Below are 26,925 nucleotides of genomic sequence, written 5' to 3'. Positions count from 1 at the left end.
CGACTTAACGCTTCAGCGTTTTCAAGAATGCGATCAGGTAGTCCTGCTCTGCCCGGTCAGTAATCGATACATGACGCATGCGCGTGCCCGGAACAAGCGCCTCGTTATCGCTGATCCATTTGCGCAGATTTTCCTCAGTCCATACCAGACCTGACTGGGCCAGAGCCTCGGAGTAGTGGAAACGGGGCAGCGAGGCCGCATCACGCCCTACAACGCCGTGCAGGCTGGGCCCGAATGTATTTTTACTCGGGTCCATGGAGTGGCAGGCTTCACACTTATGGAAGACAACGCGCCCGGCTGCCGCCATCGCTTCTTCATCAGCGTACGTTGCGGAGCTGAACAAAGGAGCCAACACCACCGCAAGCCCCAGCGCGGTTTTCTTAAATCCAATCATTTTTCACCTTCCTTCGGTCGGGTTTATCACACCCTCATGACTATATGGGGCCGACCGGCGTTGGGCTTTACTACTTAAGCGCCGGTTTTCTGCTCCCATTTGGGCAAGGCGAAAGTGCTTAGGTGAACCACAGTGACAAAAAAAGCGGCCGAAGCCGCTTTCTCCAATGACGCCCGGATCAGGCGCTGTGCGCGATAATATCTTTCCACTTGGCAGGGCCCGTGTTGTGCACCGACTCGCCTGAGGTGTCGACCGCCACGGTCACCGGCATATCCTTCACTTCGAACTCGTAGATCGCTTCCATACCCAGTTCCGGGAACGCAATCACGTCGGCATGGGTGATCGCCTTGGAGACCAGATACGCCGCACCACCCACTGCCATCAGATAAACCGCCTGGTTGTCCTTGATTGCATCAATCGCAATCGGGCCGCGCTCAGATTTACCGATCATACCCAGCAGGCCGGTGCTTTCCAGAATCTGGCGGGTAAACTTGTCCATACGGGTCGAAGTCGTCGGACCCGCAGGGCCTACCACCTCGTCACGGACCGGATCAACCGGGCCCACGTAGTAGATGAAGCGGCCTTTCAGATCCACCGGCAGCTCCTCGCCGTTGTTCAGCATCTCGACCATGCGCTTATGCGCTGCATCGCGGCCGGTCAGCATCTTGCCGTTGAGCAGGATGGTTTCACCCACCTTCCACTCTTTCACCGCTTCCGGCGTGATCTCATCGAGGTTCACGCGGCGGGTGTTAGCGCCGACCTCGAAGGTCACTTCCGGCCACTCATCCAGACTCGGCGGCGTCAGTACGGCCGGACCGTTACCGTTAAGCTTGAAGTGGGTGTGACGGGTGGCTGCACAGTTCGGGATCATGCAGATCGGCAGAGAGGCCGCGTGGGTCGGATAATCCTTGATCTTAACGTCCAGGATGGTGGTCAGACCGCCCAGGCCCTGGGCACCGATACCCAGCGCGTTGACCGCATCCATGATCTCCAGGCGCAGCTCCTCGACGCGGTTCTGCGGGCCGCGCTCGCGCAGCTCGTGAATATCGATCGGATCCATAAGGGATTCTTTCGCCAGTACTGCCGCTTTCTCGGCGGTACCACCGATACCGATACCGAGCATACCCGGCGGGCACCAGCCAGCCCCCATGGTCGGTACAGTTTTGACGATCCAGTCGACGATGCTGTCGGACGGGTTCAGCATCACCATCTTGGACTTGTTCTCGGAACCGCCGCCCTTGGCCGCCACGTGAACTTCAACCTCATCGCCTTCAACGATCTCGTAGTGAATGACCGCCGGGGTGTTGTCCTTGGTGTTCTGACGCTTGCCTGCCGGGTCAGCCAGGATAGAGGCTCGCAGGACATTGTCCGGGTTCATGTAGGCCTGACGTACGCCTTCATTAACCATATCGGTCACGGACATTTTCGCATCCCACTGCACGTTCATGCCCACTTTCAGGAATACAGTCACGATGCCGGTATCCTGACAGATAGGACGGTGACCCTCGGCACACATACGCGAGTTGATCAGGATCTGCGCCATAGCGTCTTTGGCGGCGGGGTTCTCCTCCTTCAAATAGGCTTCATGCACACCCTGGATAAAATCGATCGGGTGGTAGTAGGAGATGAACTGCAACGCATCTGCGACGCTGCTGATGAAATCATCCTGGCGAATAACGCTCATTCGTGACTCTCCATTCAGGCTCGGGCCAATCAGGCTCGGTTAAAGGACGGCGCGCGCGAGTCTCTCGCTAGCACATCTGATTGGAGCGGAATTATACACCAGTTAAACCGGCGCTGACTGCGGGTATTCAACTAACGGATCAGACCGACAGGCAAAACAGTAACCCGTAGCCCATCACCAACTGGCCAGTGGCCGGGGTTAAGGGACGCCTTTCAGCCGCCGGCCGGGTAAGGTATTTAAGCGGCCGCAAAGCCAGAGGAATTGCCGCGATGAGAACCCAGGGGCGGGTGATCAGTTCAGCGCCCCAAAGCGCCAGCGTTACGATCAGGGTCAGACCAAGCAGCAGGTAATAGAAGCTTCGCGCTCTTGAATAGCCGCTGCGCACGGTCAATGTGCGCAAACCACGTGACCGGTCGGACTCATAGTCACGCAGTTCATTACTGAGCAACAGCAGGGAAACCAGCAGACTGACAGGTACCGAAAGCGCGATTATATCCGGGTCCAGCTCACCACCGGCCGCCACATGCGAACCTGCCACCATCAGCACGCCCATTAACCAGAAGACAAGCACCACGGCCAGTCCTCTGGCCTTATAGTTGACCGGATTCAGGGTATAGCCCAGAGCGCCCACCAACCCCAACAGGAACAGTGGTGCCAATCCCAGTGTTCGATCAATGATCAGATAGAAACCGATGGGCGTAGCCAGAAGAAAACAGCCAAGGCCGATACGGAAATTACGCAGGATACAGGCACGATCCAGGCCGCTTAGGTTGCGCCCGGGCTGCTCGAGATCTGCGTAGTCATTGATCAGATTAACCCCCGCCTGAAGCAGCAAACCGCCGGCCAACACCAGCAAGGCGTTCAGCGGCAAAAGAACCCCTTCATGCCAGGCGGCCGTAATGCCGATCAGGCAAGTCGCGATAGCGACCCCAAAGGAAAAGGGCCGCAAGGCACGCATAAACCGGTACTTGTCGTTCATTGCGGGGGCGTCATAGCTACCGAATGCGGTGTTCGCACTGCTCACCGGGCTGATTACCGGGCCGGTGCATTCGGCAGATCACGCATCAACAGCGCGTGACGCAGGTCTGTATCGATATCGAGCGGGATGCTCACACGATGGCCAGAACCGGGCGCCGCGTCAACGGAGTGCCCCTTCTTGTCATAGAGTTCAGAGAGCTTAAAGCGGCGATTGCCGGCCGGCGTCATCAGCTCCAACGTATCACCCTGCTCGAAGCGGTTCTTGACGTCGATCTGCACCATACCGCGCTGGGTATCGTGATCGAGCACTTCACCGACAAACTGCTGATGAACCCCGACCGAGTTGCCCGTTTCGTAGTTCTGGTATTGATCATGGACATGGCGACGATAGAAGCCCTCCGTGTAACCACGGTTCGCCAGGTTTTCGAGAATATCCATCAACCCCATATCGAACGGTTTTCCGGCCACGGCATCATCAATCGCCTGTCGGTAGGCCTGAGCCGTACGAGCCACGTAATAATGGGATTTGGTCCGCCCCTCAATCTTCAAGGAATCCACGCCCATCTCTGCCAGCTTATGCACATGCTGGATGGCACGCAGATCCTTCGAGTTCATTATGTAGGTGCCATGCTCATCCTCGAAAGCGGGCATGTACTCGCCGGGACGTGACTCCTCCTGCAACAGGAAAATCTTGTCAGACGGTTCGCCTTCACCCAGTGCCGGTTGTCCCGTGGCAGCGCCCTGCTCCGCGGGATCGAACGCTTGCACCGGCACCACATCACCGGACTCATCCTCTTTTGCCTCGTGGGCATCATACTTCCAGCGGCAGGCGTTGGTGCAGGTGCCCTGGTTCGGGTCGCGGTGATTAATATAACCGGACAGCAGACACCGGCCCGAGTAGGCGATACAGAGCGAGCCGTGTACGAACACCTCCAGCTCCATCTCGGGGACGCGGTCGCGAATTTCGGCGACCTCTTCCAGGGACAGCTCACGGGACAGGATTACCCGCTCGATACCCGCCCGGTGCCAGAATTTCACCGACGCCCAGTTCATGGTATTGGCCTGCACCGACAGATGAATCGGCAGATCCGGGCATTTATCCTTGACCATCATGATCAACCCGGGATCGGACATGATCAGGGCATCGGGCCCCATCTCGATCACCGGTTCGATGTCACGCATGTACGTGGTCAACTTGGAGTTGTGCGGCAGGATATTACTGGCAACGAAAAACTTCTTACCCAGATCGTGGGCAATACGGATCCCCTCGGCCAGATTGGCATGGGTAAAATCGTTGTTCCGTACTCGCAGGCTGTAACGCGGCTGGCCCGCGTATACCGCATCCGCACCGTAGGCGAATGCATACTGCATATTTTTCAGCGTCCCGGCCGGGGACAGGAGTTCAGGCGTTCGCATCGTCGACACTATCTTGGTATTAAAGGCTGCCGGTCAACCCGGACAGGGAAATTGAGAACAACGGTGAATAGATCGAACCGCGCTCACCAGGGCGGCTCTGATAGAGCACCACCGAATCAGCACTCAAACGCTGATTCAACGCGGGCCACTCCGTCGGCACCTCGAAACCATTATCCGCCGGTAAGCGCCCCAGCGTTACATGCGGCTTGAAGCCCGCCGCATGATAGTCGATGCCACAGCTATCTACCGCCTTGATCAGCGCATCACGAAGAACCTCCAGCGGAGCAGGCTCCTCTGGCATGGCCGCGACCAATGACAGCTTCCGGTTTACCGGATAATAATCGGTGCGCTCAAGGCATACGCGAAACGGGCTCAGCCCCTGCAGGGCGCTCTGCGCCGCTGCTTCCAGCCGCGTTACCTGCTCCAGGCTCAACGTTTCCATAAACAGAAGCGTCAGATGATAGCCGGCGGAATCGACCCAAAGCGCTTCCAGGCCCCGATCATACTCGCACAGGGTATCGGCATAGTCGGCCAGGCCCTTGGCCACCGAATCCTGAACCGGGATCGCGAAAAAAGCGCGAATGGGCATGCTGTTTACTGTATTCACTGATTTCGAGCTCGATATTGTGCCGCCACTCTCGCCCGGACGCAAATCCAACTGTTTTTGTCGGCTTTAACCATTAAGCGCATTCTGTAACCGGTCCAATCGCTCCTGCAGCTGCAGCAGCCGCTGGCTGAATTGGCGACGTGAGCCGTCAATTGCCTCGATGGAGCGCTCGATAGCCTCTAACCGTTGATTCTGGGCAGCACTCCGGTCTCCCTGATCAGCCAGTTTATCCACTCGATCCGCCAGGGCTCGGTCTCCGGCGAGGCGCTCATCCTTCTCCAGAGAGAGTGCGAAGTTCAGCTCGGCCCCCAGATCACTCAAGCGTTTACCCTGATCCTTAAGTGCGGTGGTTAATGCCTTGACCTCTTTTTCGAGCTGATTGATGGCCACTACGCGCTGAGACAGCTCGCCCACCTGCTCATCCACAGCAGCCAGCTGCTTGCCAGCCGATATCAGGCGCTCATCGATCGCTTGCAGCTCTTTGGCGCGCGCCTCGAAAGACGCCTTTAGACTTTCCAGTTGCGGCTTATTACGTTGATAGGACACGGTCCAGAGCTTGGCAATTTCCGAATCGAAATGTGCATATTTTTCGTCGGCCTGTTTCTCCAGCCGGGCCATACGACTGGTCAGCGTCTGCCCGGCTTCACTGGCACTGTCACTGGTGGTCGCGAGCTGCTGTTCCATCTCGCCCAGACGCGTATTCAACGTATCCAGCTGCTGAGTCTGCGCGGCAATCGTCTGCTGCAGACCGGTGACCCAATAGGCCAACACACCGCCGCCGGCAACCATCAGAAGGAGAATCAGCGTTAGCAGTATGCTACCGCCACTTCCTCTGGGTTCAGTGCTTTTTGGACTGGCCGGCGGCTGAGCGGGCCGCTCCGGGGGCTGAGGTTCTACCTGTCCCTCAAGTCCGGAAAGATCGAGATCGGGCTCTTTACGCTCACTCATAGCAGATTTTGCATCCATCAATACTGGGCTGATCACCCTAGCAGCTTTCCCAAAAACGAAAAAGCCCCGCAACGGCGGGGCTTGTAAGCCTATCAGGCGTTAGCGGGGGCCGATCACATCATGCCGCCCATGCCGCCCATTCCACCCATGCCGCCCATGTCAGGCATAGCCGGCTTTTCTTCCGGGTGTTCAGCAACCATGGCTTCAGTGGTGATCATCAGACCGGCGATGGACGCAGCCGCCTGCAGCGCAGAGCGGGTTACTTTAGCCGGGTCCAGGATACCCATTTCCAGCATGTCGCCATACTCTTCGGTAGATGCGTTGAAGCCGAATGCGCCTTCACCCGCACGTACTTTATCGACTACCACGGAACCTTCGCCACCTGCGTTTCCAACGATCTGGCGCAGCGGTGCTTCCATGGCACGCAGTGCCAGCTGGATACCGATAGTCTGATCGTGGTTATCACCTTCCAGGCCCTGAATCTTGCTCAGTGCACGGATCAGCGCAACACCACCGCCCGGTACCACACCCTCTTCAACAGCTGCGCGGGTTGCGTGCAGCGCGTCGTCAACACGGGCTTTCTTCTCTTTCATCTCAACTTCAGTCGCAGCACCAACCTTGATCACGGCGACACCGCCGGCCAGCTTGGCTACACGCTCCTGCAGCTTCTCACGATCGTAGTCAGACGTGGTTTCTTCCATCTGAACGCGGATCTGCTGAACGCGACCGTCGATATCCGCCTTGGAACCGGCACCGCCAACGATGGTGGTGTTTTCCTTGGTGATGTTAACGCGCTTGGCGGTACCCAGGTGATCCAGAGTCACGCTTTCCAGATTCAGGCCCACCTCTTCGGAGATCACCTGACCGGCGGTCATGATGGCGATATCCTGCAGCATCGCCTTACGACGATCACCGAAGCCCGGTGCCTTAACGGCACAAACCTTAACAATACCGCGCATGGTGTTGACGACCAGAGTTGCCAGCGCTTCGCCTTCCACATCTTCAGAGATGATCAGCAGCGGACGGGAGGACTTGGCAACCTGTTCCAGAGTCGGCAGCAGCTCGCGAATGTTGGAGATTTTCTTGTCGACCAGCAGTACAAACGGGTCTTCCAGTTCGCAGGTCTGGGTTTCCTGTTCGTTGATGAAGTAGGGAGACAGGTAGCCGCGGTCAAACTGCATACCTTCAACAACGTCCAGCTCGTTTTCGAAGCCGGAACCTTCTTCTACGGTGATAACACCGTCTTTACCGACTTTTTCCATCGCGTCGGCGATGATCTTGCCAACTTCAGAGTCAGAGTTCGCAGAGATAGTACCGACCTGAGCAATCGCCTTGTAGTCTTCGCACGGAGAGGACATTTCGGCCAGCTGTTCAACAACAGCGGCAGCCGCTTTGTCGATACCGCGCTTGAGGTCCATCGGGTTCATGCCTGCAGCGACGGACTTCAGACCTTCATTGACGATAGCCTGGGCCAGAACAGTGGCGGTAGTGGTACCGTCACCGGCCACGTCGTTAGCCTTGGAAGCCACTTCCTTGACCATCTGCGCGCCCATGTTTTCAAACTTGTCCTGCAGCTCGATCTCTTTAGCGACAGAGACACCGTCTTTGGTCACGGTCGGCGCGCCAAAAGCCTTGTCCAGTACCACGTTGCGGCCTTTCGGACCCAAAGTAGTTTTAACCGCGTCAGCCAGAATGTTTACACCAGCCAGCATGCGCTGACGGGCATCATCACCGAAACGTACGTCTTTAGCAGCCATTATTCGTCTATCCTGTAATTCAGTATTGTTAACGTTTTCAAGCGATTAAAAGCGACGATCAGTCTTCGAGCACGCCGTAAATTTCGCTTTCCTGCATGATCAGCAGCTCGTCGTCACCGATTTTCACAGTGTTGGAGCCGGCGTACTGACCAAACAGGACCTTATCCCCCACTTTGACAGACGGCGCCTGCACATCACCGTTGTTCAGGACGCGACCGGGGCCGACCGCGACAACTTCACCGCGATTCGGTTTCTCGGCAGCAGAACCCGGCAGGACGATGCCGCTGGCCGTGGTGGTTTCTTCCTCACTGCGGCGAACTACTACACGGTCGTGAAGTGGACGAATTTTCATCTGGTTGTTCTCCTGGTATCTAGGATCCAATGCGATGTTGGTTTTGTTGGTTGGAACCTGGTTGGCCCCAAAAACTTGGTGCCTTCCTAAGTGGGGTCGCGTTACCTGTTTTCAATACCCGAAAAACAATTTTTTTAGTTGTTTTTTGGATAAGCAGGGAACATCGGCCCGATGCTCCTGTATGTGGGGAGAAAGGTGACTGGATTCAAGTCCGGGACTGAAGATTTTTTAACGCAGTGCGGGTGGATCGTTGTCGTCCTTGGAGGGCTTGTCCGGTTCGGAGTCGACAATTTCTCCCTCAATAATATCGCCATCGGCATCGCGACGAGGCCCCGCTCCGCCATGGAACCCGGCTCCCGCCTGAGTACCCACAATCAGTGTGAAGCGCGACTTAAGCATTCTGACAAAGCCCTGACGCAACGGTGGGATCAGGCAGCTGAAACCGATCACATCGGTCACAAAACCCGGGGTTACCAGAAGCGCGCCCCCCACGGCGAGAACAATCCCTTCCACCATCTCCTGACCGGGCAGTTCCTGTCGATCAAGCCGCTGCTGGGCGCGGGCCAGCGTTGCCAGACTCTCATGGCGCAGCATGTTGACGCCGATAAACGCAGACAGCAGCACCAGCCCTACGGTATACCAGCCACCGATCGCCTGACCCACCTGAATCAGGATCGTGATTTCGATAATGGGGACAATAATGAAGAGCAGGAATAGAAAACGCATTCAAAACACCGGTCGTTCTATCAAGGGCAGTGCTTAGGGTACCAGAGAGCGTCATTCAACGGTAACAGCCACTCCCTTCAGTCCGGCAATCATTATGGCACTAAGGTAGCGCTGCACCGACGATACTTTTGCGCGATAGTCAGCGATTTGACTGTCTAGATGGATTTTTCCTCATGCGGCCTGTTTAATGTTGCGCCGCAGCATTTTGCGGCGCACAATTAGTGTTCAGAAAACAGACAACATGCTCTAACCGATCAATCCCAATCGCGAATAGAGGACTGGCGTTATGGATTTGAAAGATAAAGTTATTGTGATCACCGGTGGCGGCCGTGGGCTCGGTCGCGCCATGGCTCTTGAGTTGGCGGGAAAAGGTGCTCGCCTGGCTCTGGTTGACCTTAACCAGGATGATCTGGATACCACGGTTGCTCTGTGCGCCGAAAAAGGCGTTGATGCACGGGGTTACATTGCCGATATCAGTGATGAGTCTGCCGTTGAGAAGCTATTTACCGATGTAGTTTCCGATCTCGGCACGCTGAACGGTCTGGTCAATAACGCCGGTATTACCCGCGATGGCCTGTTCGTCAAGGTCAAGGATGGTGAAGTTGTCAGTCGCATGTCCAAAGAAAACTGGGACATGGTGCTGAAAGTTAACCTGACCGGAACCTTCCTGTGCGGGCGCGAAGCGGCCACCAAGATGATCGAGCTGGGTACCGAAGGCTGCATCATCAACATCTCGTCCATCTCTCGCTCCGGTAATATGGGCCAGACCAACTACACCGCTACCAAAGCAGCGGTGCAGGCCATGGCCGTGACCTGGGCCAAGGAGCTTGCCCGCTACGGTATCCGTGCAGCCTCCATCGCGCCGGGCTACATCGCCACCGAAATGGTTATGGCGATGAAGCCAGAAGCACGCGAAAAGATCGCCGCCGGCATCCCGACCAAGCGTCTGGGTCAACCGGAAGAGATCGCCCGAACCGTCAGCTTTATCTTCGAAAATGACTACGTGGATGGTCGTTGCTTTGAGGTAGACGGCGCTCTGCGCATCTAGTTGCATCTGCCGGAGGGGCTCTCCCCTCCGGCAAGGCCGCCCGCAACTCCCGTTACAACACCCTTTACTGCTTGATTTCCCTGCGACAACCCGCACAATGGGCTCGACTGGCCATGATTTGGCCGCAAAACCCAGCCAGCCTAGCGGAAACTGAATGTCCGTCTCCCGTCGTTCGCGCGAATGGATCAGCGCCCTCGCCATTTATCTGCAGCCACGCCCGATCACGCTACTGTTTCTGGGCTTCTCCTCCGGTCTCCCTCTGTTACTGGTGTTCTCGTCACTCTCCTTCTGGTTGAGGGAAGCGGGTATCGAGCGCAGCAGTATCGGATTTATCTCCTGGGTCGCATTGGCCTATGCCTTTAAGTGGGCCTGGGCTCCACTCGTCGATCGCGTGCAGTTGCCTGTACTGGGTACGCTTCTGGGACGACGCCGCAGCTGGATGTTCCTGGCTCAGCTCGGCGTCGTCGGAGGCCTGGTCGGCATGGCCCTTAACAACCCTGCCGAGCAGTTGACACTGAGTGTCGTACTGGCTGTTGTCGTCGCCTTCAGTTCAGCCACGCAGGATATAACCGTCGATGCCTTCCGTATCGAATCGGGCGATGAGCGTATGCAGGCAGCCATGGCAGCGACCTATATGGTCGGCTATCGGCTGGCGATGATTACCTCCACCGCAGGTGTGCTGGGAATCGCCGCCTTTTTCGACCCCAGTGAATCCACCTACGAGCACCGCCCCTGGCTGATCGCCTATCTGTGCATGGCATTGGCCATGGTGCCGGGCATGTTGACCACACTGCTGAGCCGGGAGCCGACTGCTCCGATCAACGAGGAACTCGAGCTTCAGCGACAGCATGTACAGGTGTGGAGTGCACGACATACCCACCTGCCAAGCTTTATGACCCGTGCAGCAGGCTGGCTGTATGTGGCACTGATCTGTCCATTTGCCGACTTTATCCGCCGCTATCGCTGGCAGGCTCTGCTGATTCTGGCTCTGATCAGCAGCTACCGCATTGCCGACATCGTCATGGGCGTGATTGCAAACGTGTTCTACGTGGATCTGGGATTCACCAAGGCAGAGATCGCCACGGTTACCAAAGTATTCGGCATCGTCATGACACTGACCGGGGCTCTGGCGGGAGGGGCGCTGGTAAATCGCTTTGGCGTAATGAAGATTCTGTTTGCCGGTGCCCTGATGGCAGCGCTGACCAACCTGTTGTTTGCGGCGCTTGCCATGAACGGTCCGCAAATCGAGTTGCTGGTGGTCGTGATATCACTGGATAACCTCAGTGCCGGGATCGCCACCGCCGCTTTTGTGGCCTACCTGTCGGCACTGACCAATATCCAGTACTCCGCCACACAGTACGCACTGTTCAGCTCCATCATGCTGCTGCTGCCAAAGTTCATGGGCGGCTTCTCCGGCGTTGCTGTGGACAACATCGGCTACCCCCTGTTTTTTACGGGCACGGCCATCCTGGGCCTACCGGTGCTCTGGCTTATCTACATGGCAGCACGTCATACGCACCTGGCTCCCCGCTCACAGGTAGAAAAACAGATCGAGTGAAAGTATTGATAATGATAGTTATTCTCATTACTATCTGGTAAAACCAATGAGGAGCTCGATCATGACCTATCAAATTGACGCCTGGCTGGAACGGAAAGACCCTGAACTGCGCGTAACCCTGAAAAACACCGGTGTAGTCCTACTGCACTGGCACAGCGATGAACTGCTCCCCATGCTGAGATCGGGCCAGCTCAACCCACAGGATTTCTGCCACTGCCAGGGCCGCGAGAAGGAGCTTGTCAGAGAGCTGTTCCTACTCGCGTGTATGGACGGCAACAGCTGCGCGCAGTGCCGCTTTGACACCGGGAAAAGGCACTGAGCCCTTTCCCGCGTTTGGATGATACGTGAGCTGACTGACTAGTCACGAAAGTTATTGTACTGCAGTGGAAGATCGATATCGGCCTCCCGAAGCAGGGCCATAACGGACTGAAGGTCATCACGTTTTTTCCCGGTAACGCGCACTTTCTCACCTTGGATCTGTGTCTGAACCTTGAGTTTGCTCTCTTTCACAAGCTTGGTAATTTTTTTGCACATCGCTTGATCCAGCCCCTGCTTGAGCAGCACCTTCTGGGTCGCTTTAACACCGCTCAGATCAGGGTCCTGCGGTTCCATGCACTTAACGTCCAGCTTACGGGCCGTTAACCGTGAACGCAGTACATCCAGCATTTGCTGCAGTTGAAAGTCGACTTCTGCGGTCATAATGACGGTATCGTCCTGCAACTCGAAGCTGGCCGATACACCCTTAAAGTCGTAGCGCTGCTGAATCTCACGGTTGGCCTGATCAACGGCGTTGGTCACTTCGTGCATATCGAGTTCCGATACGATATCGAATGAGGGCATCAATTTCTCCTGAGTTACTCTTTGTTATCGCTAGCATACAACCCGGCCATTGCCGGGGCTGACAAATCAGCAGTAATGGGTTGTATCATACCGTTTTATTCAGGAGGGAAGCATGCATTGGCATATTTTGGGTGCCGGCGCTATCGGGTGTCTTTATGCGGCCCGCCTCGCCAGCGCCGGATGCAGGGTCACGCTGTTGCTGCGCAATAGTCAACGCCTGGACGCGTTTCACGCCGCTGACTCGGCCATTTCGATCAGCCGGGACGGTGAGTACGCTCGCTACGCCGTGGCTGCGCAAACCGTATCCGACGCGGAGCCCGGTATCAGCCACCTGTTGGTAACCACAAAAGCCCACGAAAGTGAGTCCGCCATCTCATCCATCCTCCCCAAAGTGGCCGCCGATGCTCAGGTGGTATTGCTGCAGAACGGTGCCGGGCATCAACACCACAGCGTACAGCTGCTTGCACCACGCCCCGTCTGGGCCGGTGTGACAACCGCAGGCGTGCGCCGCAGCGACAGCTTCACGCTGCTCCCGGCGGGCGCTGGCACCACCCGACTGGGCCCTCTGGCCCGGTGCCCGGCAAGCCTGCCCGACGGCTGGGCGAGGATAGAACCGCCCGTTATTGCCGACGCGCAGATCGAAAACGCGATCTGGCAGAAGCTGGCCGTGAATGCGGCGATCAACCCCCTCACAGCCATTCATGGGTGCCTAAACGGTGATCTGCAGAATGATCAGTATCGCGATACACTGGAAACACTGTGTCGGGAAATTGAGTCTATCGCCACCCGCTGCGGTTATCACCTGTTTGACCGCCCGCTGTATGAGCAGGTACTGGAGGTCGCCAGACAGACCGCGCTGAACCGTTCCTCCATGCTGGAGGATGTCAGTCAGGGTCGCCGGTCCGAAATCGAGTTTATTAACGGGTTTCTGGCCCGGACGGCGCGCGAACAGGCGATTGATGCACCGTTGAACCTGGCACTTTATGAGCAGATCGCGGCACAGGATTCCAAGGAGAGTGCATGAGCAAAACCGACAAGAGATCTAAATCCAAGAAGCTGAAACGCGATGAGTACGAAGCACTCAAACTGGAGCTGCAGATCGAGCTGCTCAAAGTTCAGAACTGGGTGCGTAACAACGGCGAGAAGATTCTGATTTTATTTGAGGGGCGTGATGCCGCAGGCAAAGGCGGCACGATAAAACGCTTCATGGAGCACCTGAATCCACGTAGCGCCCGTGTGATCGCTCTCGAAAAACCCACAGAGCGCGAGAAAGGACAATGGTATTACCAGCGTTATATCAAGCACTTGCCTGCTGCGGGTGAAATAGTCCTGTTCGACCGCTCCTGGTATAACCGGGCAGGCGTGGAACGCGTGATGGACTTCTGCTCACCCTCCGAGTATCTGGAGTTCATGCGGGAAACACCGGAACTGGAAAAAATGTTTGTGCGCAGTGGTGTGCGCCTGTTCAAATTCTGGTTCGATGTCAGCCGGGATGAACAATTCAAACGTTTCCAGTCCCGTCGCACCGATCCGCTCAAACACTGGAAACTGTCACCGATTGATATGGCCTCGCTGGATCGCTGGGATGACTATACCGAAGCCAAGGAAGCGATGTTTTTCCACACCGATACGGCGGATGCGCCATGGACCGTCGTCCGCTCCGATGATAAGAAGCGCGCACGGATTAACGCCATGCGCCACATTCTCAGTAGTCTCCCCTACCCGGATCGCAATCCCGATATTCAAATAGAGCCTGACCCTGAAATCGTGTTACCGGCACGGACCACTCTCAGTTAGGTCAGGATTGCGTTCACGGTCACCGCCCCCTAGAATGCCGCCCCGGAGCGCCCTTTGGGCCTCCGCTCGCGGCAAGGGTGCCCGGCATGGCCGGGATAATCGGGAAGTCTGGTGCAAATCCAGCGCTGCCCCCGCAACGGTAATGAATCGACAGTCACCACTTAACCACTGGCGGATGCTGGGAAGGCGTGGTGCCTTTGCGCAACGAGTTCAAGCACGATTCAAAGCCCGGAGACCGGCCCTGCCAGACACTAACGCCATGCGCGGTGGGCGCATCGACGAGGATTCTCATGCATCTTTCCAAGCTTATGCCGCCTGTTGCGGCAACCCTCGCCCTTTTTCAATTTTCAGCCCAAGCCCAGACTGAGCCCCTGCTGAGTCCACTTGAAGTCACTGTGACCGGCGGACATTCCCTTGCCCGGACGACACAAACGCCCGGACAGGTCGTCACCATTACTCGCGCTCAGATTGAGGCCAGTGGTGCCCAATCACTGGTCGAGGCGCTGCGCGCCAGCGGTGCCGTTCAAATCAGCCAGAACACCACAGGCAACGCCAATGACGGTGTTGTGTCCATGCGCGGATTCGGTGAGAACGCCGGTCAGAATGTGTTGATTCTGGTGGATGGCCGCCCCCTGAACAATCCGACACTGGAAGCCCCGGCCCTTTCCATGGTCAGTTTGAACCAGGTGGAGCGGATAGAAGTTCTGCACGGCAGCGCGGGCACTCTTTTTGGTCAGCGGGCCGTGGGTGGCGTCATTAATATTCTGACCAAGCCTGTCGCAGACCGCCGGCAAGGTAAGGTCACACTGTCACGGGGCAGCCGCGAGTACACCCGTGTTCAAGGCCGCCTCAGTGACCGTTACCAGTCAGGCTTTGGCTATGCGCTCAACCTGGAGCGTGAAAGCACTGACGGCTACCGCGACAACAGTGCGACAGAATATGATCACGCCCGGATTGACCTCTCATACCGCCATCAACAGGGCGAAATTACTTACAGCCACGAATCAATCAACAACAATCAGCGTCTACCCGGCTCCCTGAGCCGTTCTCAGGTCGATATGGACCGGCAACAGTCGATCACACCCAGCGACCGCTTTGATGAGCAACTCAGCGTAGACGCGATCTCGTTTGCTCAGCAACTTGACCAACACCTGCGTCTGGATACTCAGTTAAGTCAACGCGAATCGGACGGCAAAGGCTATCTGTACGGTGACTACTCTCAGGATATGCGCGTACGCTCCTTTACACCTCGGTTGGACGGGCGCTGGTCTCATAACGGTGGCATGCTGAACCTGACCGCGGGCCTGGACCTGACCGACAGTGATTACCTGAGTCAGAGCAGCCTGGGCACGACCGACAGCAGCCAGACCACCCGGGCGGTTTATCTAAGGGCCAGCTACCCCCTTTCGGATAAGTGGGCACTGACCCTGGGCGGCCGCCATAGCCAGGTAAAAGACAGTGCTCAGGGAACCGGCTCTGATCAAACCCAGTCCGCATTCGTTAAGGAGATCGGTATCGATTGGACACCAACAGCAGGTCATCATCTTTTCCTGCGCCGGGACGAGAACCTGCGTTTCGCTACGATCGACGAAAATGGCTGGACACTTCCCGGTATCGACGCCCTGGATCCCCAACAGGGTGTTTCCTGGGAAGCAGGCTGGGACTACACCGGCGCCGAGGGTCGCCTGGCAGTCACCCTCTACCAGCTGGAACTGGATGACGAGATACTCTACGACCCGGCACTGATGGCCAATATCAATCTGGACAGCTCCCGGCGACGGGGTTTGACACTTAGCGCCCAAAGGCAGCTGACTCCAGCATTGCGTATTGGAGGCAGTTACGCCTATACCGACAGTGAACTGACCAGCGGTTCCTTTACCGGTAACCAGGTACCCTATGTGGCAGAACACCGCTTTAGCCTGTTCGGCAATTACCGCATCAATGCGGCCTGGAACCTGTATAGCGATCTTCAGTACACCGGCGAACGATATCTGGCGGGTGATGATGCCAACACTGAGCCCAAGCTGGATGCCGATGTTGTCGTCAACGCATCATTGCGCTGGAACCAGGGCCCCTGGCAAGCCCAGCTGAGCGTCAACAACTTGCTGGATGAGGCGTACCACGCGTATGCGGGTTACTCCAGCTGGAGCGGAGCCTACTACTACCCGGCCGCCCAGCGTAATCTCCTGCTGAGTCTGGGCTACACTTTCTGATAGGACCGCCGCCCGGCAGATCGCCGGGCGGCCATACGTTCGAGGAAGACTATGAGCAACCGCCTGACCCGCCTTTACACGCGCAAAGGGGACCGCGGCAGCACCGGCCTTGCCAACGGAACCCGGGTCGCCAAAACCCATCCCCGCATAGAGGCGTTGGGTGATGTGGATGAACTTAACTCGCTGATCGGACTGTTGGCGGCGGGCCTCTCCGCCGGTGATCCGCTGCAGCCGGAACTCAGCAAAATACAGAATGAGCTTTTTGATCTGGGCGGTGAGCTGGCGGTCGCAGACCCTCAGTATCAGGTGATCAACGCGGTGCGGCTGGAAGCTCTTGAGGAGGAGCTCGATCTGCGTAATGAAACCCTGCCGCCCCTTAAGGAGTTTATACTGCCGGGCGGTAACCGGAGCGCTGCTGAAGCCCACCTGGCCCGAAGTGTCTGCCGTCGCGCGGAGCGTCGAATGGTGGAACTCGCTGCCAGCGAAACGGTCAATGCACTAGCGATCGCCTACCTCAACCGGTTATCGGACCTCCTGTTCGTCTATGCCCGCCTCCTGGCTCGGCGCGATAACGGCTCTGAGGTATATTGGCGTCCGACACAGCCAGAATCCGTCAATGATCAAGAAAAGAGCCGTAATGAAGACCACTCTGCTGACACTTAGTCTGCTCACGCTTGCCCTGGGCAGTTCATCGGCCCGCGCCGACTGCGCCACCCAGCAAACCCTGTGTGAGGCACGCTGCAGTATTGAATACTTCGGTGAAAAGGCCGCTAAAATGGGATGCGAATCCCGCTGTATGGCCGAGCGTGCAGCCTGCAGCACCGGCAAGGGAGCCGAGAAAGCCGTGGAGATCGGGAAGAAAGCCTGGCAGGACACCGGAAAATTCGTCGAAGGCTTCACCGGCGATGATAAAAACGGCGACTAGCCAAATCAGGTTGCGGCGGACTTTACACCCGCATGACGCTGCACCTCCAGCGCCAGCCGCGCCTGCACCAGAAACTGGTTGAAGACCCGAAACGCCATCTCATCGATCACACGCTTTGGGGTGCAATTATCCGCATAGAACAGGCCGATGGGACGCTCGCCCACACGGATGGGTGCCGCGATAAAGCCGGCGGGCCGGATCGTTGTCAGCAGATCCCTGGGGAGACGCTCTGCCCAACCCTGCTCCGTGCAATCGGGTACAAAAAGCGTATTGCCCCGCTCAACCAGACGCACAAACAGTTGCCCTCTGGGTTCGGAGGCGCCCAGCTGCAGTGTGTCACTCAGGGTATCCGCATCCACACCGCGGGTGACCCGAGCCGATAATCTGCGCCTGTCACCACTGAGCAGACAGAAAGAGACCCGTTCCAGCGCCGAGCACTGCTCAATCGCCTCCACCGCCGTTTCAATGATGGCCGAGGCACTGGCTCCGGCACCGAGCATCTCGTTCATACGGGACAGGTAATCCAGCTGCAACTGCCCCAGCCCCGTCACGGCCGGGGCCGACTCGGCAGTAGCCGGTGCCTCACGGGAGAACTGCTCACTGCGCGAGCTGATATAGAAGGCGAGCTTTCGGGAGAGTTCGTCCAGATCATCATCCCCGCTACCCTCAAAGGGGGGCTTCAGGCCTTTGGCAGGTAATCCATATTCGATACTCAGATCACACACCTGCCGAAAGGAGTCGCTGATCGCAGATTCCACATCCTCCTGGCTCAGTCCCGTGCACTCGCATAGCTGGCGCATGCGCTTGCTGTAATCCAGCTCCCGGCCGGTATCCCGGTAATAGATCAGCTCGAGCAGATCATGAGAGCCTGCTGCCAGCATATGGTTCAGGCGGTGAGACGGTTTGAGTTGTTCAGCACTCATCGCGTCCATCGCCTGCACCACATTTTTCGGGAAGCCCCAGCTTTGGGTCAGATCCTGGCCGATATCGCTGAAATGCCCACCCAGCTCCTGTAATTGAATGCTTTCCCAGCGCTCCTTCCCGCGCGCACGAAGCGCCAGCATTTTTCGGTAACGTTCAGGCAGCGTATAGGCGATGACGATCTCGCCCAGCCTGTAAAGCAAACCACAGATATAGCTCTCTTCAATATCCATAGCACCGGAGCGGATCGCAATTTCACGGGCCATCGCGGCGTTTAGAAACGCACTGACCAGCAGGTTATCGATGCCTGTACCCGGCTCGTCGGCGCTGAACGTCTCGATAAGTTTGAGCGTCATCGACAGGTTTTGAATGCGCTCGAAACCGATTAGAACCACCGCCCTGGAAACCACGGAGATGTTACCGTGTCCCCGATTATAGTGGGGTGTGTTCGCTATCTTCAGGAGTTTGGCGGAGAGGTTAGCATCCTTCATCACCGCCATTGCCAGCGCCATGGCATCGGCCTCACGGGACGAACTGATCTGGCGAATACGGTTTACCGTCGCACTGAAAATAGGTAGGTCGCCCAGCTTGCCCAGTTGGGCGTAGACGGCGTTTAGCGTCTGCTGATACTTCACCTGCGCTGCGTATCCTTATCCTATTAAACGGCAATCGTCAGCTCATAGCGTTTTATGTCGCCATGATGCCACGAATTCTTCCAGTATACCGTGAATTGGCGGGTTGGCGGCAGTGCTAGCGAGCGCTTTGTTCAATATAGCGGCAAAGTTGCTCTAATCCATCAAGGAACCGGGGAGTCGCACGGTGCAGCAGATCGGCTTTAACCGTGAAGAGCCGCTGGTTGGCAACGGCCGGTATCCTGTTCCAGGATTGCCACCTGTCGCGCCATTCGGAAGCAACTTCATCAGTGGAAATAATCAGGTCCGGCGCCATGGAAAGTACAGCTTCAACCGATACCTGGGGAATCGGCTCAGGGCGTGAGGCCAGCGGGTTATTGCCCCCGCAAAAGCTGAGCGCCTGACCAATCAGCGTCTTACCACTCACACTCAGCAGCGGTTCATCCCATAGCTGGTAAAAAACCACGGGACGTGACGGGGAGGAGGGACTGGCCGCCATTCCATCCAAGCGGCTTTGTAACCGGCTGGCCAATCTCTCTGCCCGCGCCCGGTGCCCCGTCAGACGACCAAGCTGTGCCAATGCCTCCGGCAACGCTTCCAAATTCGGCGTATCCAGTGCCACGACATTCAGCCCCAGATCTTGTAGACGCCGCAGATCAGCGGGAGGGTTGCCCTCATTCCACGCCAATATCAGATCGGGCTGCAGGGCCAGTATCGCTTCGATATTCAGCTGCTGAAAGTCGCCGACCACGGGTAACTTCCGGGCCGACTCTGGAAAATCGGAATGCGCGACCCGCCCCACGATCTGCTCGCCGGCGCCGACCGCATATAGGTTTTCTATCAGCTCCGGCGAAAGCGCAACGATACGCTCCGGCGCCGCCGCTGCGTGCTGCAACGCCAGAAGCGTGACAAGGACTATGTAGACTGGAAAACTGCGCCGCATACCCACCTCAGTGTTAGAGCAGCGCAGTCTATCTCAATTCGACTTACTCGCCGACCTTGATCAGGGTACGTCCGCGCACTTCGCCCCGAATAATCTTCTGCGCATACTCGGGGACCTGCTCCAGAGTGATCTCCTGGCCCACATCACCCAGCAATGCCAGATCCAGATCACTTTGCAACCGCTGCCACGCCTGCTCACGGCGGGCTGTGGGACAGACCACGGAATCCACCCCCTGCAGCCGCACGTTGCGCAGGATAAACGGCATCACCGAGGTTTCCAGTTCTGGCCCGCCGGCCAGGCCACAGGCAGCCACCGTGCCACCATAACTGGTTTCTGCCAATGCACGTGCCAGAACCTTGCTGCCTACGGTATCGATCACACCGCTCCAAAGCTGTTTTTCAAGCGGCTTACTCGGCGCACTCATCTCTTCACGCGAGCGAATATGGGTCGCGCCCAGACGGTGCAGATAATCGCTTTCCGACTCGCGCCCTGTAGCGGCAGTAACGCGATAGCCGTGTTTAGCCAGCAGAGCCACGGCTACGCTGCCAACGCCTCCGGCCGCCCCGGTGACCAGTACTTCACCGTCGTCAGGCCTCACACCACCCTCTTCGAGCGCCAGCACACAGAGCATGGCCGTAAGTCCGGCGGTGCCAATCAGCATCGCATCCTTTTCCGACATTCCCGCCGGCAGCGGCACCAGCCAGTCCCCCTTGAGGCGGGCTCGCTCGGACATACCTCCCCAGTGACGCTCACCCACTCCCCATCCGGTAAGGATCACGTGCATACCGGGTTGGAAGCGGTCATCTTCGGATGAAATCACCCGGCCCACCAGGTCGATCCCGGGAATCGCGGGAAACTTGTTGATGATGGGCCCTTTTCCGGTCACCGCCAGACCATCTTTATAGTTCAGCGATGAATAGCTGACCTCAACCAGCACATCGCCTTCCGGCAGTGCAGACTCTTCCAGTTCCTGGATCGCGGAAACCGTTTTGCCATCCACTTTATCAAGCACCAATGCCTTGAACATGTGACCCTCCATTACCTTCTAGTTATCTGCCTTACGTTTATTTGTCTTACAAATTAACAATAAGATCCAACGCCGCCGCCTATTTGTCAAGCAAATTAACAAATAGCGTCAGTTATGAAATACTGCCAGTTCTGGCTTTAAGCGTAGCTGTAATTCAAGGGCCCACCGCCATGTCTCTGGAATTTAAACCGGTCAATCAACACGACCTACCTCGTCAGATCGCGGACAGGATCCGCGCCGCGATTACCGATGGAACACTGGGAGTCGATGATCGACTCCCCACCGAGGAGGAGCTGGCGCGGCGTTTTGACGTGTCACGCCCGACCATCCGAGAAGCCCTGAAACGGCTGGCTGCCCAGAATCTGATCCGTTCCCGCCGCGGTCCAACTGGGGGAACGTTTATCAATCAACCCGACATTATGGAGATGGGCCAGGATCTGGGCAGTGCGACACGGATGCTCGCGGCACTCGACAGTTTTTCACTGGAGGAGATCATTCAGTGTCGCCTGGAACTGGAGCAGCTGTGTGTTTCCCTGGCCGCAAGCAACTGCAAGGCCGCGGACCTTGAAGCGATGCAAGCGGCGCTGGCGGATCAGCGGGCAGCACTGTCGCAGCCGGAATCATTCTGTGCAGCGGATGTGGCCTACCACCGTGCACTGGCCAACGCGACCGGGAACCGCTTGCTCGCATTCCTGATGTACGCGGTCATCGAAGCGCTGCAGCCGGTCAGCAATATGGTGGTGTTTCGCTATCCCGAACGAGATCTGATCATCCGTCAGCACGAAGCTTTACTCGATGCATTAAGCGCCGGAAATACGGCGACCGCGCAGGAGCTGATCCAGGCTCAGATCGATACCCTGTCGGAGCAATTGCAACGCGCCCGTAGCGAAAGTCGAAGACGGAGAACATAGGCACAGGGTTCGTATTGGCTTATCCTAATGCTAATTTTCAAGCTACAAGCCCAGAGGAAGGAGTGCCCGTGGAAACCAGTAATGTGATCATGCTCAGTCTTGTCGGCGTTGCGGTAGGACTTGTCATCGGCTACCTGCTTGGTCGTGGCGGCGAAGGTAAAAAGCAGCAGCTGACCGAGGAACTGGATAACGCCCGCGCCGAACTCGCTCGTTACAAGGATGAGGTTACCGAGCACTTTGAAACCACGGCCGAGTTGGTCAACGGTCTGACTGACCAATACCGACGGGTGCACCAGCATCTGGCCACGGGTGCCCAGTCCCTGTGTACCGATGACCACGCCGGCGAAGTTCTGCAGGCCGCGCTGAATCCTCGTCTGACGCAGCAGGAGATCCCGACGGTCACTGACACGGTGGAGAGTGACGAGCCGCAGAACCGTGAGGACGAAGCACCCGGCACAGAAAAAACCGTCGATAACACACAAGAGCAAGAAACGTCCCACGAACCACCGCGAGACTGGGCCCCCAAGGGCGAGGACGAAGAAGGCACCCTTTCCGATAATTACGGTATTAAACCTAAACGCACCGATGAACCTGAGTCCACGCCCCCGGCAGACCCGGCGACTCCGGCAGTTGATGATGAGATAAACGAAGAGAAAAAGTCAGACAGGACCCAATAAAAGCGCTGAAAACCCGCGCTTTTATTGGGCGATCGGTTACACCGGGTTATCGATATCACAAAACCGGTGTTCGATTCCGAAGTGGCGAGCCAGGTGCTCGCCCAGCGCCTGTACGCCGTATCGCTCCGTGGCATGATGCCCGGCCGCGATATAATGAATCCCCGCTTCGCGCGCGAAATGCACCACGGGCTCCGATATTTCGCCACTCAGAAACGCATCGGCTCCCAGCGCCAACGCCTGCTCGATCATTCGGTCTGCCGCACCGGTACAAAATGCCAGCCGCCGGATAGGATGTCCGCCGCCACTGATCAGCTGCGGCGTCCGATCCAGTACATGCGCGACCAGGTCACCAAACTGATCCAGTTGCATCGGCTCCGATAACACGCCGAGATTTCCCACACTCAGCGGATTTCCCGGCTCCAAACCATCCTGGATCTCAACACCCAGTAAACGAGCCAGCCGTGCATTGTTCCCCAGTTTTGGATGTGCATCCAACGGCAGATGGTAGGCAAGCAGGTTGATATCCTGCCCCAGCAGCGTTTTCAATCGTCGGCGTTTGATACCGGTTACACTGGCCCCTTCGCCCTTCCAGAAATATCCGTGGTGAACCAGAACCATATCCGCCTCCCAGGCGACGGCCTCGTCAAGCAACGCCTGACAGGCAGTCACACCACTCAGGATACGCCGAACCAGCGGAGTGCCCTCCACCTGAAGACCATTGGGTGCGTAGTCGCGAAACTTCTCGCTTTGCAGTAGCTGATCGCAATAATCGACGATCCGTTTGGCCTCAACACCTGATTTCTCTGTCATACTCGTTTCCCTTCCACCGGCAAAGATCCGTATAATCGTGCCAATCTTTCGAACACGATCAAGGCTCTTTCGCTTATCTGATGCGTACACTCTCTTTTCTCGGCTGGCCAATTCTGACCGGTGTCCTCGCCGCCGCTCTGCTGCTACAAGTTTACCCGGAGCTCATGCAAAACGGACAGACCCGCGTCGAGATCGTCCAGGCGGACCAACGCCGGAACAGCCTTCAAGGCCCCTACTCCTATGCCGACGCAGTGGACCAGGCCGCTCCGGCAGTCGTCAACATCTACACCCGCAAGCTGGTCGACAGCGAAGACAACCCGATGCTGAACGACCCGCTTTACCGGCGCTATTACGAAGAGGGTAAGCAACCTGACAGCCAGAAGGTGCACACCAGCCTGGGCTCCGGCGTTATCATCAGTGCAGGCGGATACGTGGTGACCAACAATCACGTGATCGAAGGCGCTGACAGCGTCGTCGTCGCCCTGCGCGACGGACGGGAAGCTCTGGCAACCATTGTCGGTACGGATCCGCCCACCGACCTGGCGGTCCTGAAAATCAACCTCAATGAGCTACCTGAGATTACACTGGCACCGACAGACGCCCTGCGCGTCGGTGATGTGGTTCTGGCGATCGGCAATCCCTTTGGCGTGGGACAAACAGTCACCCAAGGCATAATCAGTGCAACAGATCGTAACCGGCTGGGCTTGAGTACCTACGAAGATTTCATCCAGACCGATGCCGCGATTAACCCCGGTAACTCCGGTGGCGCCCTGATCGATCCCGAAGGCCAGCTGGTGGGGATCAACACAGCGATCTTCAGTAAATCCGGGGGATCCGAGGGCATCGGCTTCGCCATTCCCGCAGATCTGGTCACGCAAGTACTGCAAGATCTGATTGAGAAGGGACGTGTAGTACGTGGCTGGGTGGGTGTTGAGGCGCAAGCGCTCAACCCGCGACTGGCTGAATCTTTTGGTCTCCCCGCCAATCAGCGAGGCTTGATCATCGCGGGTATCTATCGGGACAGCCCCGCCCACGCTGCGGGCCTGCAGCCCGGCGATATAATTCTCAAGCTGGATGACGAGCCGATCACGGACGCCGGCCACAGCACGATGAACGCCATCGCCCGGTTACGTCCGGGTGACCAGGCACGTTTCACCATCTATAGAGAGGGCGAAGAGATGGAGATTGCGATCACCACCAGCGAACGCCCGGCCGATGTCCGCTAAGAAAACACGGATACGGCAATGGATTAGGTCCCGGGCGGATAATCCACGCCAGAACTTCGGATTACTGGTGATGGGTTTCGCCCTGTTCACCCTCGGTCTATTGTTAGTGGGTGCAGCCCAGTACGGGCTCACCAACGGCCTTGTTGCCGAACTGCTGGCGCTGGCCGGCTTGCTACTGCTTGGGAGCGGGATCATACTCGCGGCTGTAGGCTATATCAGCCTCAGCGTCCTGCGCATAATACGATTTCTGGACGATGACAGCGATGAGTGAACAACGCCACCCCGATATTGAGGTCTATATCAAAAACCGCCCTCTGGACGCGATTCTGGACTGGCTTGGCGAGCGCTGCAGCGATGTGCGTACCTTGCGCAGTGCCGGCGGAACCCATGCACTCGAGATCCGGATTGATGACTGCATAGTCCCGGTCATGATCCACGAAAAAGCGGCGGGTAAAGCCTGGATCAGCGTCTGGTTTCGTTCCGATAGAACCCCCTGGCCTCAGGATCTGGACTGCGCCATGGAGATAGCTCAAGCGCTGGAGACGCAGGTGCGTTGTATCGCCAGCGGCTGGAGCGAAGGCGATGATCCCGATGAGTGGTGGCGCGTAGAGCATGGAGAGGCGGAAAAGATTCAATGGCAGACCCAATAAGCAGCCCTGCGGGCGTACCTCCTCAGCCTTTACACGCGCTGATTCTTGATGGCCGTGGCGGAGCCCGGGAGCTCACCGGTGAGCAGATTATGCAGTGGCACCCCAGCGACGGGGTACTCTGGCTTCATTTTGACTATACCGAGCCCGGTACCGAACAGTGGCTTCGTGAAAACGCTGGGCTCAGTGATCTGATCGCCGATGCCTTACTGACCGAAAACACACGCCCTCGCGCCACACAAATCGACGACGGTCTGCTATTGACCCTGCGCGGCGTTAACCTGAATCCCGGGGCTGACCCGGAGGATATGGTTTCCGTGCGCGTGTGGGCCACACGGGACCGGATTATTTCCACCCGCAAACGCAAGCTACTTTCCGTTACCGGGCTTGCCGAACAGTGTCGCAACGGCAACGGGCCCTGCGATGTCGCGGATCTGCTGGTCAGTCTCAGTGAAGGCCTTGTCGAGCGCATGGGCGGCGTGGTCGAAGAGATTGAAGAGGAGCTGTCCGCCCTGGAGCTGGACCTGCTGGAACAGCAGCACAGCGCTCTTCGGCAATCGCTGGCTGCCCTGCGGCGCCAGACCATCACGCTGCGCCGTTACTTCGGACCGCAGCGCGAAGCCTACAATCAGATGCAGAGCGACAGGCTGAGCTGGATCCCCCCCGAACAGCGTATGCGGTTGCGTGAGATCAGTGACCGATTGCTGCGCCATATCGAAGATCTGGACATGATCCGCGAACGCGCGGCCATGGCTCAGGATGAGCTGGTCAGCCAGATCTCGGACCAGCTCAACCAGCGCATGTATATCCTGTCGCTCATCGCCGCTATATTTCTGCCACTGGGCTTCCTGACAGGCCTTCTCGGCGTCAATGTGAGCGGCATACCGGGTGCTGATTACCCCAACGCTTTTCTACTGTTCAGTACCGCGCTGGCAATATTGGTCGCACTTCAGATCTGGCTGTTCCGACGCCGACGCTGGCTCTAACCCGTGCGCTCGCTGCCACCCCGCTGCTGATAGATCACGGCACAGACGATCAGCGCCAGCCCGACAAAGGTGGCCGGTGCAATCGTTTCCTCCAGCAGATAACGGATAAAGATCAAAGAAAGAAACGGTGACAGGAAAATCAGGTTGCTGACGCGACTGACATGCACGGCAGCACGCATCGCCCCTAACCACAGCATGAACGTCAGTCCCATCTCAAACAATCCAACCCAGACCACACCCAATAATGCCTGACCACTGGGTACAACCCACTCTCCCTGCATCACCATTGTGAGCCAGACCAAAGGCGTTCCGATTAAGAAGCAGATCAACAGGGTGGCGCTTGCCGGGGCGCTGGAGCGCGTATTCAGTATCCAGTAGAGCGCCCAGAACAGGGTACTGAGCATCGCCAGCACCACACCTTCGAGACTATCGAATTGAAGGGACAGCAGATCACCCCGTGTCGCAATCACCAACGCCCCCAGGTACCCCCCCGCCAGCGCAACCATATCCCTCACCCGCAAAGGTTGTTTCAACAGCGGTATTGCCAATAAAGACAGGGTCAACGCCCACGTATAGTTCAGCGCCTGCGCCTGTTGCGCAGGCAGCAGATCGTAGGCCCGGAATAAAATCAGGTAGTAAGCCGCCGGATTAATGATGCCCAGCATCAGACAATAGAGCGGACGCGCGCGCAGCGCCTCGAAAACCGCCGGCCACAGCCGTTGCCAACTCACGGCCAGAGCCAGCACCAGCAGCGAGACCAGGCTGGCCCACGCCAGCAGCTGAACCGGCGTCAGCCATTGTAAAGAGAGCTTGAAGGCGGTTGCCACCGTCGACCAGAGAAAGACAGCGGATGCGCCCAGCAGCATGGCCCGGGGTTGGCTTTTAACAGTCATGAATCAATA

At 57.4% G+C, this 26,925-nt stretch carries 29 protein-coding genes and 1 riboswitch; of the genes, 14 read left to right on the top strand and 15 right to left on the bottom strand.

The annotated features are described in order from the left end of the window. Positions 1-4: 4 nt before the first annotated feature. The 9 genes from G403_RS0103685 to G403_RS0103645 form a co-directional block, all read right to left on the bottom strand. Positions 5-394: a c-type cytochrome gene (locus tag G403_RS0103685; RefSeq protein ID WP_027852787.1), complete on the bottom strand. Its 390-nt coding sequence runs from the start codon at positions 392-394 to the stop codon at positions 5-7. Between the two features lie 178 nt (positions 395-572). Then, on the bottom strand, positions 573-2,078 hold the full coding sequence (locus G403_RS0103680) for a fumarate hydratase (RefSeq protein ID WP_027852786.1): 1,506 nt from the start codon (positions 2,076-2,078) through the stop codon (positions 573-575). A gap of 139 nt (positions 2,079-2,217) precedes the next feature. Continuing rightward, positions 2,218-3,102, bottom strand: a complete 885-nt coding sequence (locus G403_RS22105) for a prenyltransferase (RefSeq protein WP_084403921.1) — start codon at positions 3,100-3,102, stop codon at positions 2,218-2,220. Positions 3,103-3,110: 8 nt separating this feature from the next. Further along, positions 3,111-4,472 carry a prephenate-dependent tRNA uridine(34) hydroxylase TrhP gene (gene trhP, locus G403_RS0103670; protein WP_027852785.1) on the bottom strand — a complete coding sequence of 454 codons (1,362 nt, stop codon included), beginning with the start codon at positions 4,470-4,472 and terminating at the stop codon, positions 3,111-3,113. 19 nt (positions 4,473-4,491) lie between these two features. Further along, positions 4,492-5,079, bottom strand: coding sequence for an RNA 2',3'-cyclic phosphodiesterase (gene thpR, locus G403_RS0103665; protein ID WP_245578194.1), 588 nt, complete (start codon positions 5,077-5,079; stop codon positions 4,492-4,494). A 66-nt stretch (positions 5,080-5,145) separates the two neighbouring features. Next, a complete protein-coding gene (locus G403_RS0103660) occupies positions 5,146-6,027 on the bottom strand; it encodes a hypothetical protein (protein WP_027852783.1) in 882 nt (293 codons plus the stop codon). Between the two features lie 113 nt (positions 6,028-6,140). Further along, the gene (gene groL, locus G403_RS0103655) at positions 6,141-7,784 is read right to left on the bottom strand and encodes a chaperonin GroEL (protein WP_027852782.1); all 1,644 of its coding nucleotides are present in this window, start codon (positions 7,782-7,784) and stop codon (positions 6,141-6,143) included. Between the two features lie 58 nt (positions 7,785-7,842). Next, positions 7,843-8,136, bottom strand: a complete 294-nt coding sequence (locus tag G403_RS0103650) for a co-chaperone GroES (protein ID WP_027852781.1) — start codon at positions 8,134-8,136, stop codon at positions 7,843-7,845. 228 nt (positions 8,137-8,364) lie between these two features. After that, on the bottom strand, positions 8,365-8,862 hold the full coding sequence (locus tag G403_RS0103645) for an FxsA family protein (RefSeq protein WP_027852780.1): 498 nt from the start codon (positions 8,860-8,862) through the stop codon (positions 8,365-8,367). Positions 8,863-9,148: 286 nt separating this feature from the next. Between G403_RS0103645 and G403_RS0103640 the strand changes: the two genes are divergently transcribed. From G403_RS0103640 to G403_RS22095, 3 genes are all read left to right on the top strand, one after another. Beyond that, the gene (locus tag G403_RS0103640; RefSeq protein ID WP_027852779.1) at positions 9,149-9,910 is read left to right on the top strand and encodes an SDR family oxidoreductase; all 762 of its coding nucleotides are present in this window, start codon (positions 9,149-9,151) and stop codon (positions 9,908-9,910) included. A gap of 154 nt (positions 9,911-10,064) precedes the next feature. Then, positions 10,065-11,468 carry an AmpG family muropeptide MFS transporter gene (locus G403_RS22100; protein ID WP_051298498.1) on the top strand — a complete coding sequence of 468 codons (1,404 nt, stop codon included), beginning with the start codon at positions 10,065-10,067 and terminating at the stop codon, positions 11,466-11,468. Positions 11,469-11,529: 61 nt separating this feature from the next. Then, on the top strand, positions 11,530-11,787 hold the full coding sequence (locus tag G403_RS22095) for a PA4570 family protein (RefSeq protein WP_036232446.1): 258 nt from the start codon (positions 11,530-11,532) through the stop codon (positions 11,785-11,787). A 38-nt stretch (positions 11,788-11,825) separates the two neighbouring features. Here G403_RS22095 and G403_RS0103625 read toward each other — a convergent pair whose 3' ends face one another. Then, the gene (locus G403_RS0103625; RefSeq protein ID WP_027852778.1) at positions 11,826-12,308 is read right to left on the bottom strand and encodes a YajQ family cyclic di-GMP-binding protein; all 483 of its coding nucleotides are present in this window, start codon (positions 12,306-12,308) and stop codon (positions 11,826-11,828) included. Between the two features lie 112 nt (positions 12,309-12,420). Here G403_RS0103625 and G403_RS0103620 point away from each other — a divergent pair, with 112 nt between their 5' ends. From G403_RS0103620 to G403_RS0103600, 5 genes are all read left to right on the top strand, one after another. Further along, the gene (locus tag G403_RS0103620) at positions 12,421-13,332 is read left to right on the top strand and encodes a ketopantoate reductase family protein (RefSeq protein WP_027852777.1); all 912 of its coding nucleotides are present in this window, start codon (positions 12,421-12,423) and stop codon (positions 13,330-13,332) included. Continuing rightward, positions 13,329-14,105 (top strand): polyphosphate kinase 2, encoded by a 777-nt coding sequence (gene ppk2, locus G403_RS0103615; RefSeq protein WP_027852776.1) that lies wholly within the window; start codon positions 13,329-13,331, stop codon positions 14,103-14,105. The genes G403_RS0103620 and ppk2 overlap by 4 nt, the downstream gene beginning before the upstream one ends. A gap of 58 nt (positions 14,106-14,163) precedes the next feature. Beyond that, positions 14,164-14,363, top strand: a riboswitch (cobalamin riboswitch). Between the two features lie 32 nt (positions 14,364-14,395). Beyond that, positions 14,396-16,318 carry a TonB-dependent receptor gene (locus G403_RS0103610; RefSeq protein WP_027852775.1) on the top strand — a complete coding sequence of 641 codons (1,923 nt, stop codon included), beginning with the start codon at positions 14,396-14,398 and terminating at the stop codon, positions 16,316-16,318. Between the two features lie 51 nt (positions 16,319-16,369). Further along, the gene (locus tag G403_RS22090; RefSeq protein ID WP_051298497.1) at positions 16,370-16,981 is read left to right on the top strand and encodes a cob(I)yrinic acid a,c-diamide adenosyltransferase; all 612 of its coding nucleotides are present in this window, start codon (positions 16,370-16,372) and stop codon (positions 16,979-16,981) included. Then, on the top strand, positions 16,956-17,243 hold the full coding sequence (locus G403_RS0103600) for a hypothetical protein (RefSeq protein WP_027852774.1): 288 nt from the start codon (positions 16,956-16,958) through the stop codon (positions 17,241-17,243). The genes G403_RS22090 and G403_RS0103600 overlap by 26 nt, the downstream gene beginning before the upstream one ends. Positions 17,244-17,248: 5 nt before the next feature. Here the strand turns inward: G403_RS0103600 and G403_RS0103595 are convergent, their stop codons facing one another. From G403_RS0103595 to acuI, 3 genes are all read right to left on the bottom strand, one after another. Beyond that, the gene (locus tag G403_RS0103595; protein WP_027852773.1) at positions 17,249-18,799 is read right to left on the bottom strand and encodes an HDOD domain-containing protein; all 1,551 of its coding nucleotides are present in this window, start codon (positions 18,797-18,799) and stop codon (positions 17,249-17,251) included. Positions 18,800-18,914: 115 nt separating this feature from the next. Continuing rightward, complete coding sequence (locus G403_RS0103590) at positions 18,915-19,739, bottom strand: cobalamin-binding protein (protein ID WP_027852772.1); 825 nt, start codon at positions 19,737-19,739, stop codon at positions 18,915-18,917. A 43-nt stretch (positions 19,740-19,782) separates the two neighbouring features. Next, a complete protein-coding gene (gene acuI / locus G403_RS0103585; RefSeq protein WP_027852771.1) occupies positions 19,783-20,766 on the bottom strand; it encodes an acrylyl-CoA reductase (NADPH) in 984 nt (327 codons plus the stop codon). 170 nt (positions 20,767-20,936) lie between these two features. On the opposite strand from acuI, the gene G403_RS0103580 reads away from it, so the two are divergent. After that, the gene (locus G403_RS0103580) at positions 20,937-21,677 is read left to right on the top strand and encodes a FadR/GntR family transcriptional regulator (RefSeq protein ID WP_027852770.1); all 741 of its coding nucleotides are present in this window, start codon (positions 20,937-20,939) and stop codon (positions 21,675-21,677) included. A 68-nt stretch (positions 21,678-21,745) separates the two neighbouring features. Next, positions 21,746-22,354, top strand: a complete 609-nt coding sequence (locus G403_RS0103575; RefSeq protein ID WP_027852769.1) for a Z-ring associated ZapG family protein — start codon at positions 21,746-21,748, stop codon at positions 22,352-22,354. A gap of 36 nt (positions 22,355-22,390) precedes the next feature. Here G403_RS0103575 and G403_RS0103570 read toward each other — a convergent pair whose 3' ends face one another. Then, the gene (locus G403_RS0103570; RefSeq protein ID WP_036232443.1) at positions 22,391-23,164 is read right to left on the bottom strand and encodes a Nif3-like dinuclear metal center hexameric protein; all 774 of its coding nucleotides are present in this window, start codon (positions 23,162-23,164) and stop codon (positions 22,391-22,393) included. An 80-nt stretch (positions 23,165-23,244) separates the two neighbouring features. On the opposite strand from G403_RS0103570, the gene G403_RS22085 reads away from it, so the two are divergent. From G403_RS22085 to zntB, 4 genes are read left to right on the top strand one after another with little or no spacing between them, the layout of a single operon-like run. Continuing rightward, positions 23,245-24,390, top strand: coding sequence for a S1C family serine protease (locus G403_RS22085; RefSeq protein ID WP_211232634.1), 1,146 nt, complete (start codon positions 23,245-23,247; stop codon positions 24,388-24,390). Then, a complete protein-coding gene (locus G403_RS0103560) occupies positions 24,380-24,661 on the top strand; it encodes a hypothetical protein (RefSeq protein WP_027852767.1) in 282 nt (93 codons plus the stop codon). Before G403_RS22085 ends, G403_RS0103560 begins: the two co-directional genes overlap by 11 nt. Next, on the top strand, positions 24,654-25,040 hold the full coding sequence (locus G403_RS0103555; protein ID WP_027852766.1) for a hypothetical protein: 387 nt from the start codon (positions 24,654-24,656) through the stop codon (positions 25,038-25,040). Before G403_RS0103560 ends, G403_RS0103555 begins: the two co-directional genes overlap by 8 nt. Further along, positions 25,025-26,023, top strand: a complete 999-nt coding sequence (gene zntB / locus G403_RS0103550) for a zinc transporter ZntB (RefSeq protein ID WP_051298494.1) — start codon at positions 25,025-25,027, stop codon at positions 26,021-26,023. The genes G403_RS0103555 and zntB overlap by 16 nt, the downstream gene beginning before the upstream one ends. Here the strand turns inward: zntB and G403_RS0103545 are convergent. Continuing rightward, positions 26,020-26,916: a DMT family transporter gene (locus G403_RS0103545; protein WP_027852764.1), complete on the bottom strand. Its 897-nt coding sequence runs from the start codon at positions 26,914-26,916 to the stop codon at positions 26,020-26,022. The two genes, zntB and G403_RS0103545, sit on opposite strands and share 4 nt — an antisense overlap. Between the last annotated feature and the right edge of the window lie 9 nt (positions 26,917-26,925).

It is taken from the genome of Marinobacterium litorale DSM 23545, from assembly GCF_000428985.1.
GTDB classification, from domain to species: Bacteria; Pseudomonadota; Gammaproteobacteria; order Pseudomonadales; family Balneatricaceae; genus Marinobacterium_D; species Marinobacterium_D litorale.
This window is presented reverse-complemented; position numbering and strand designations above follow the sequence as displayed.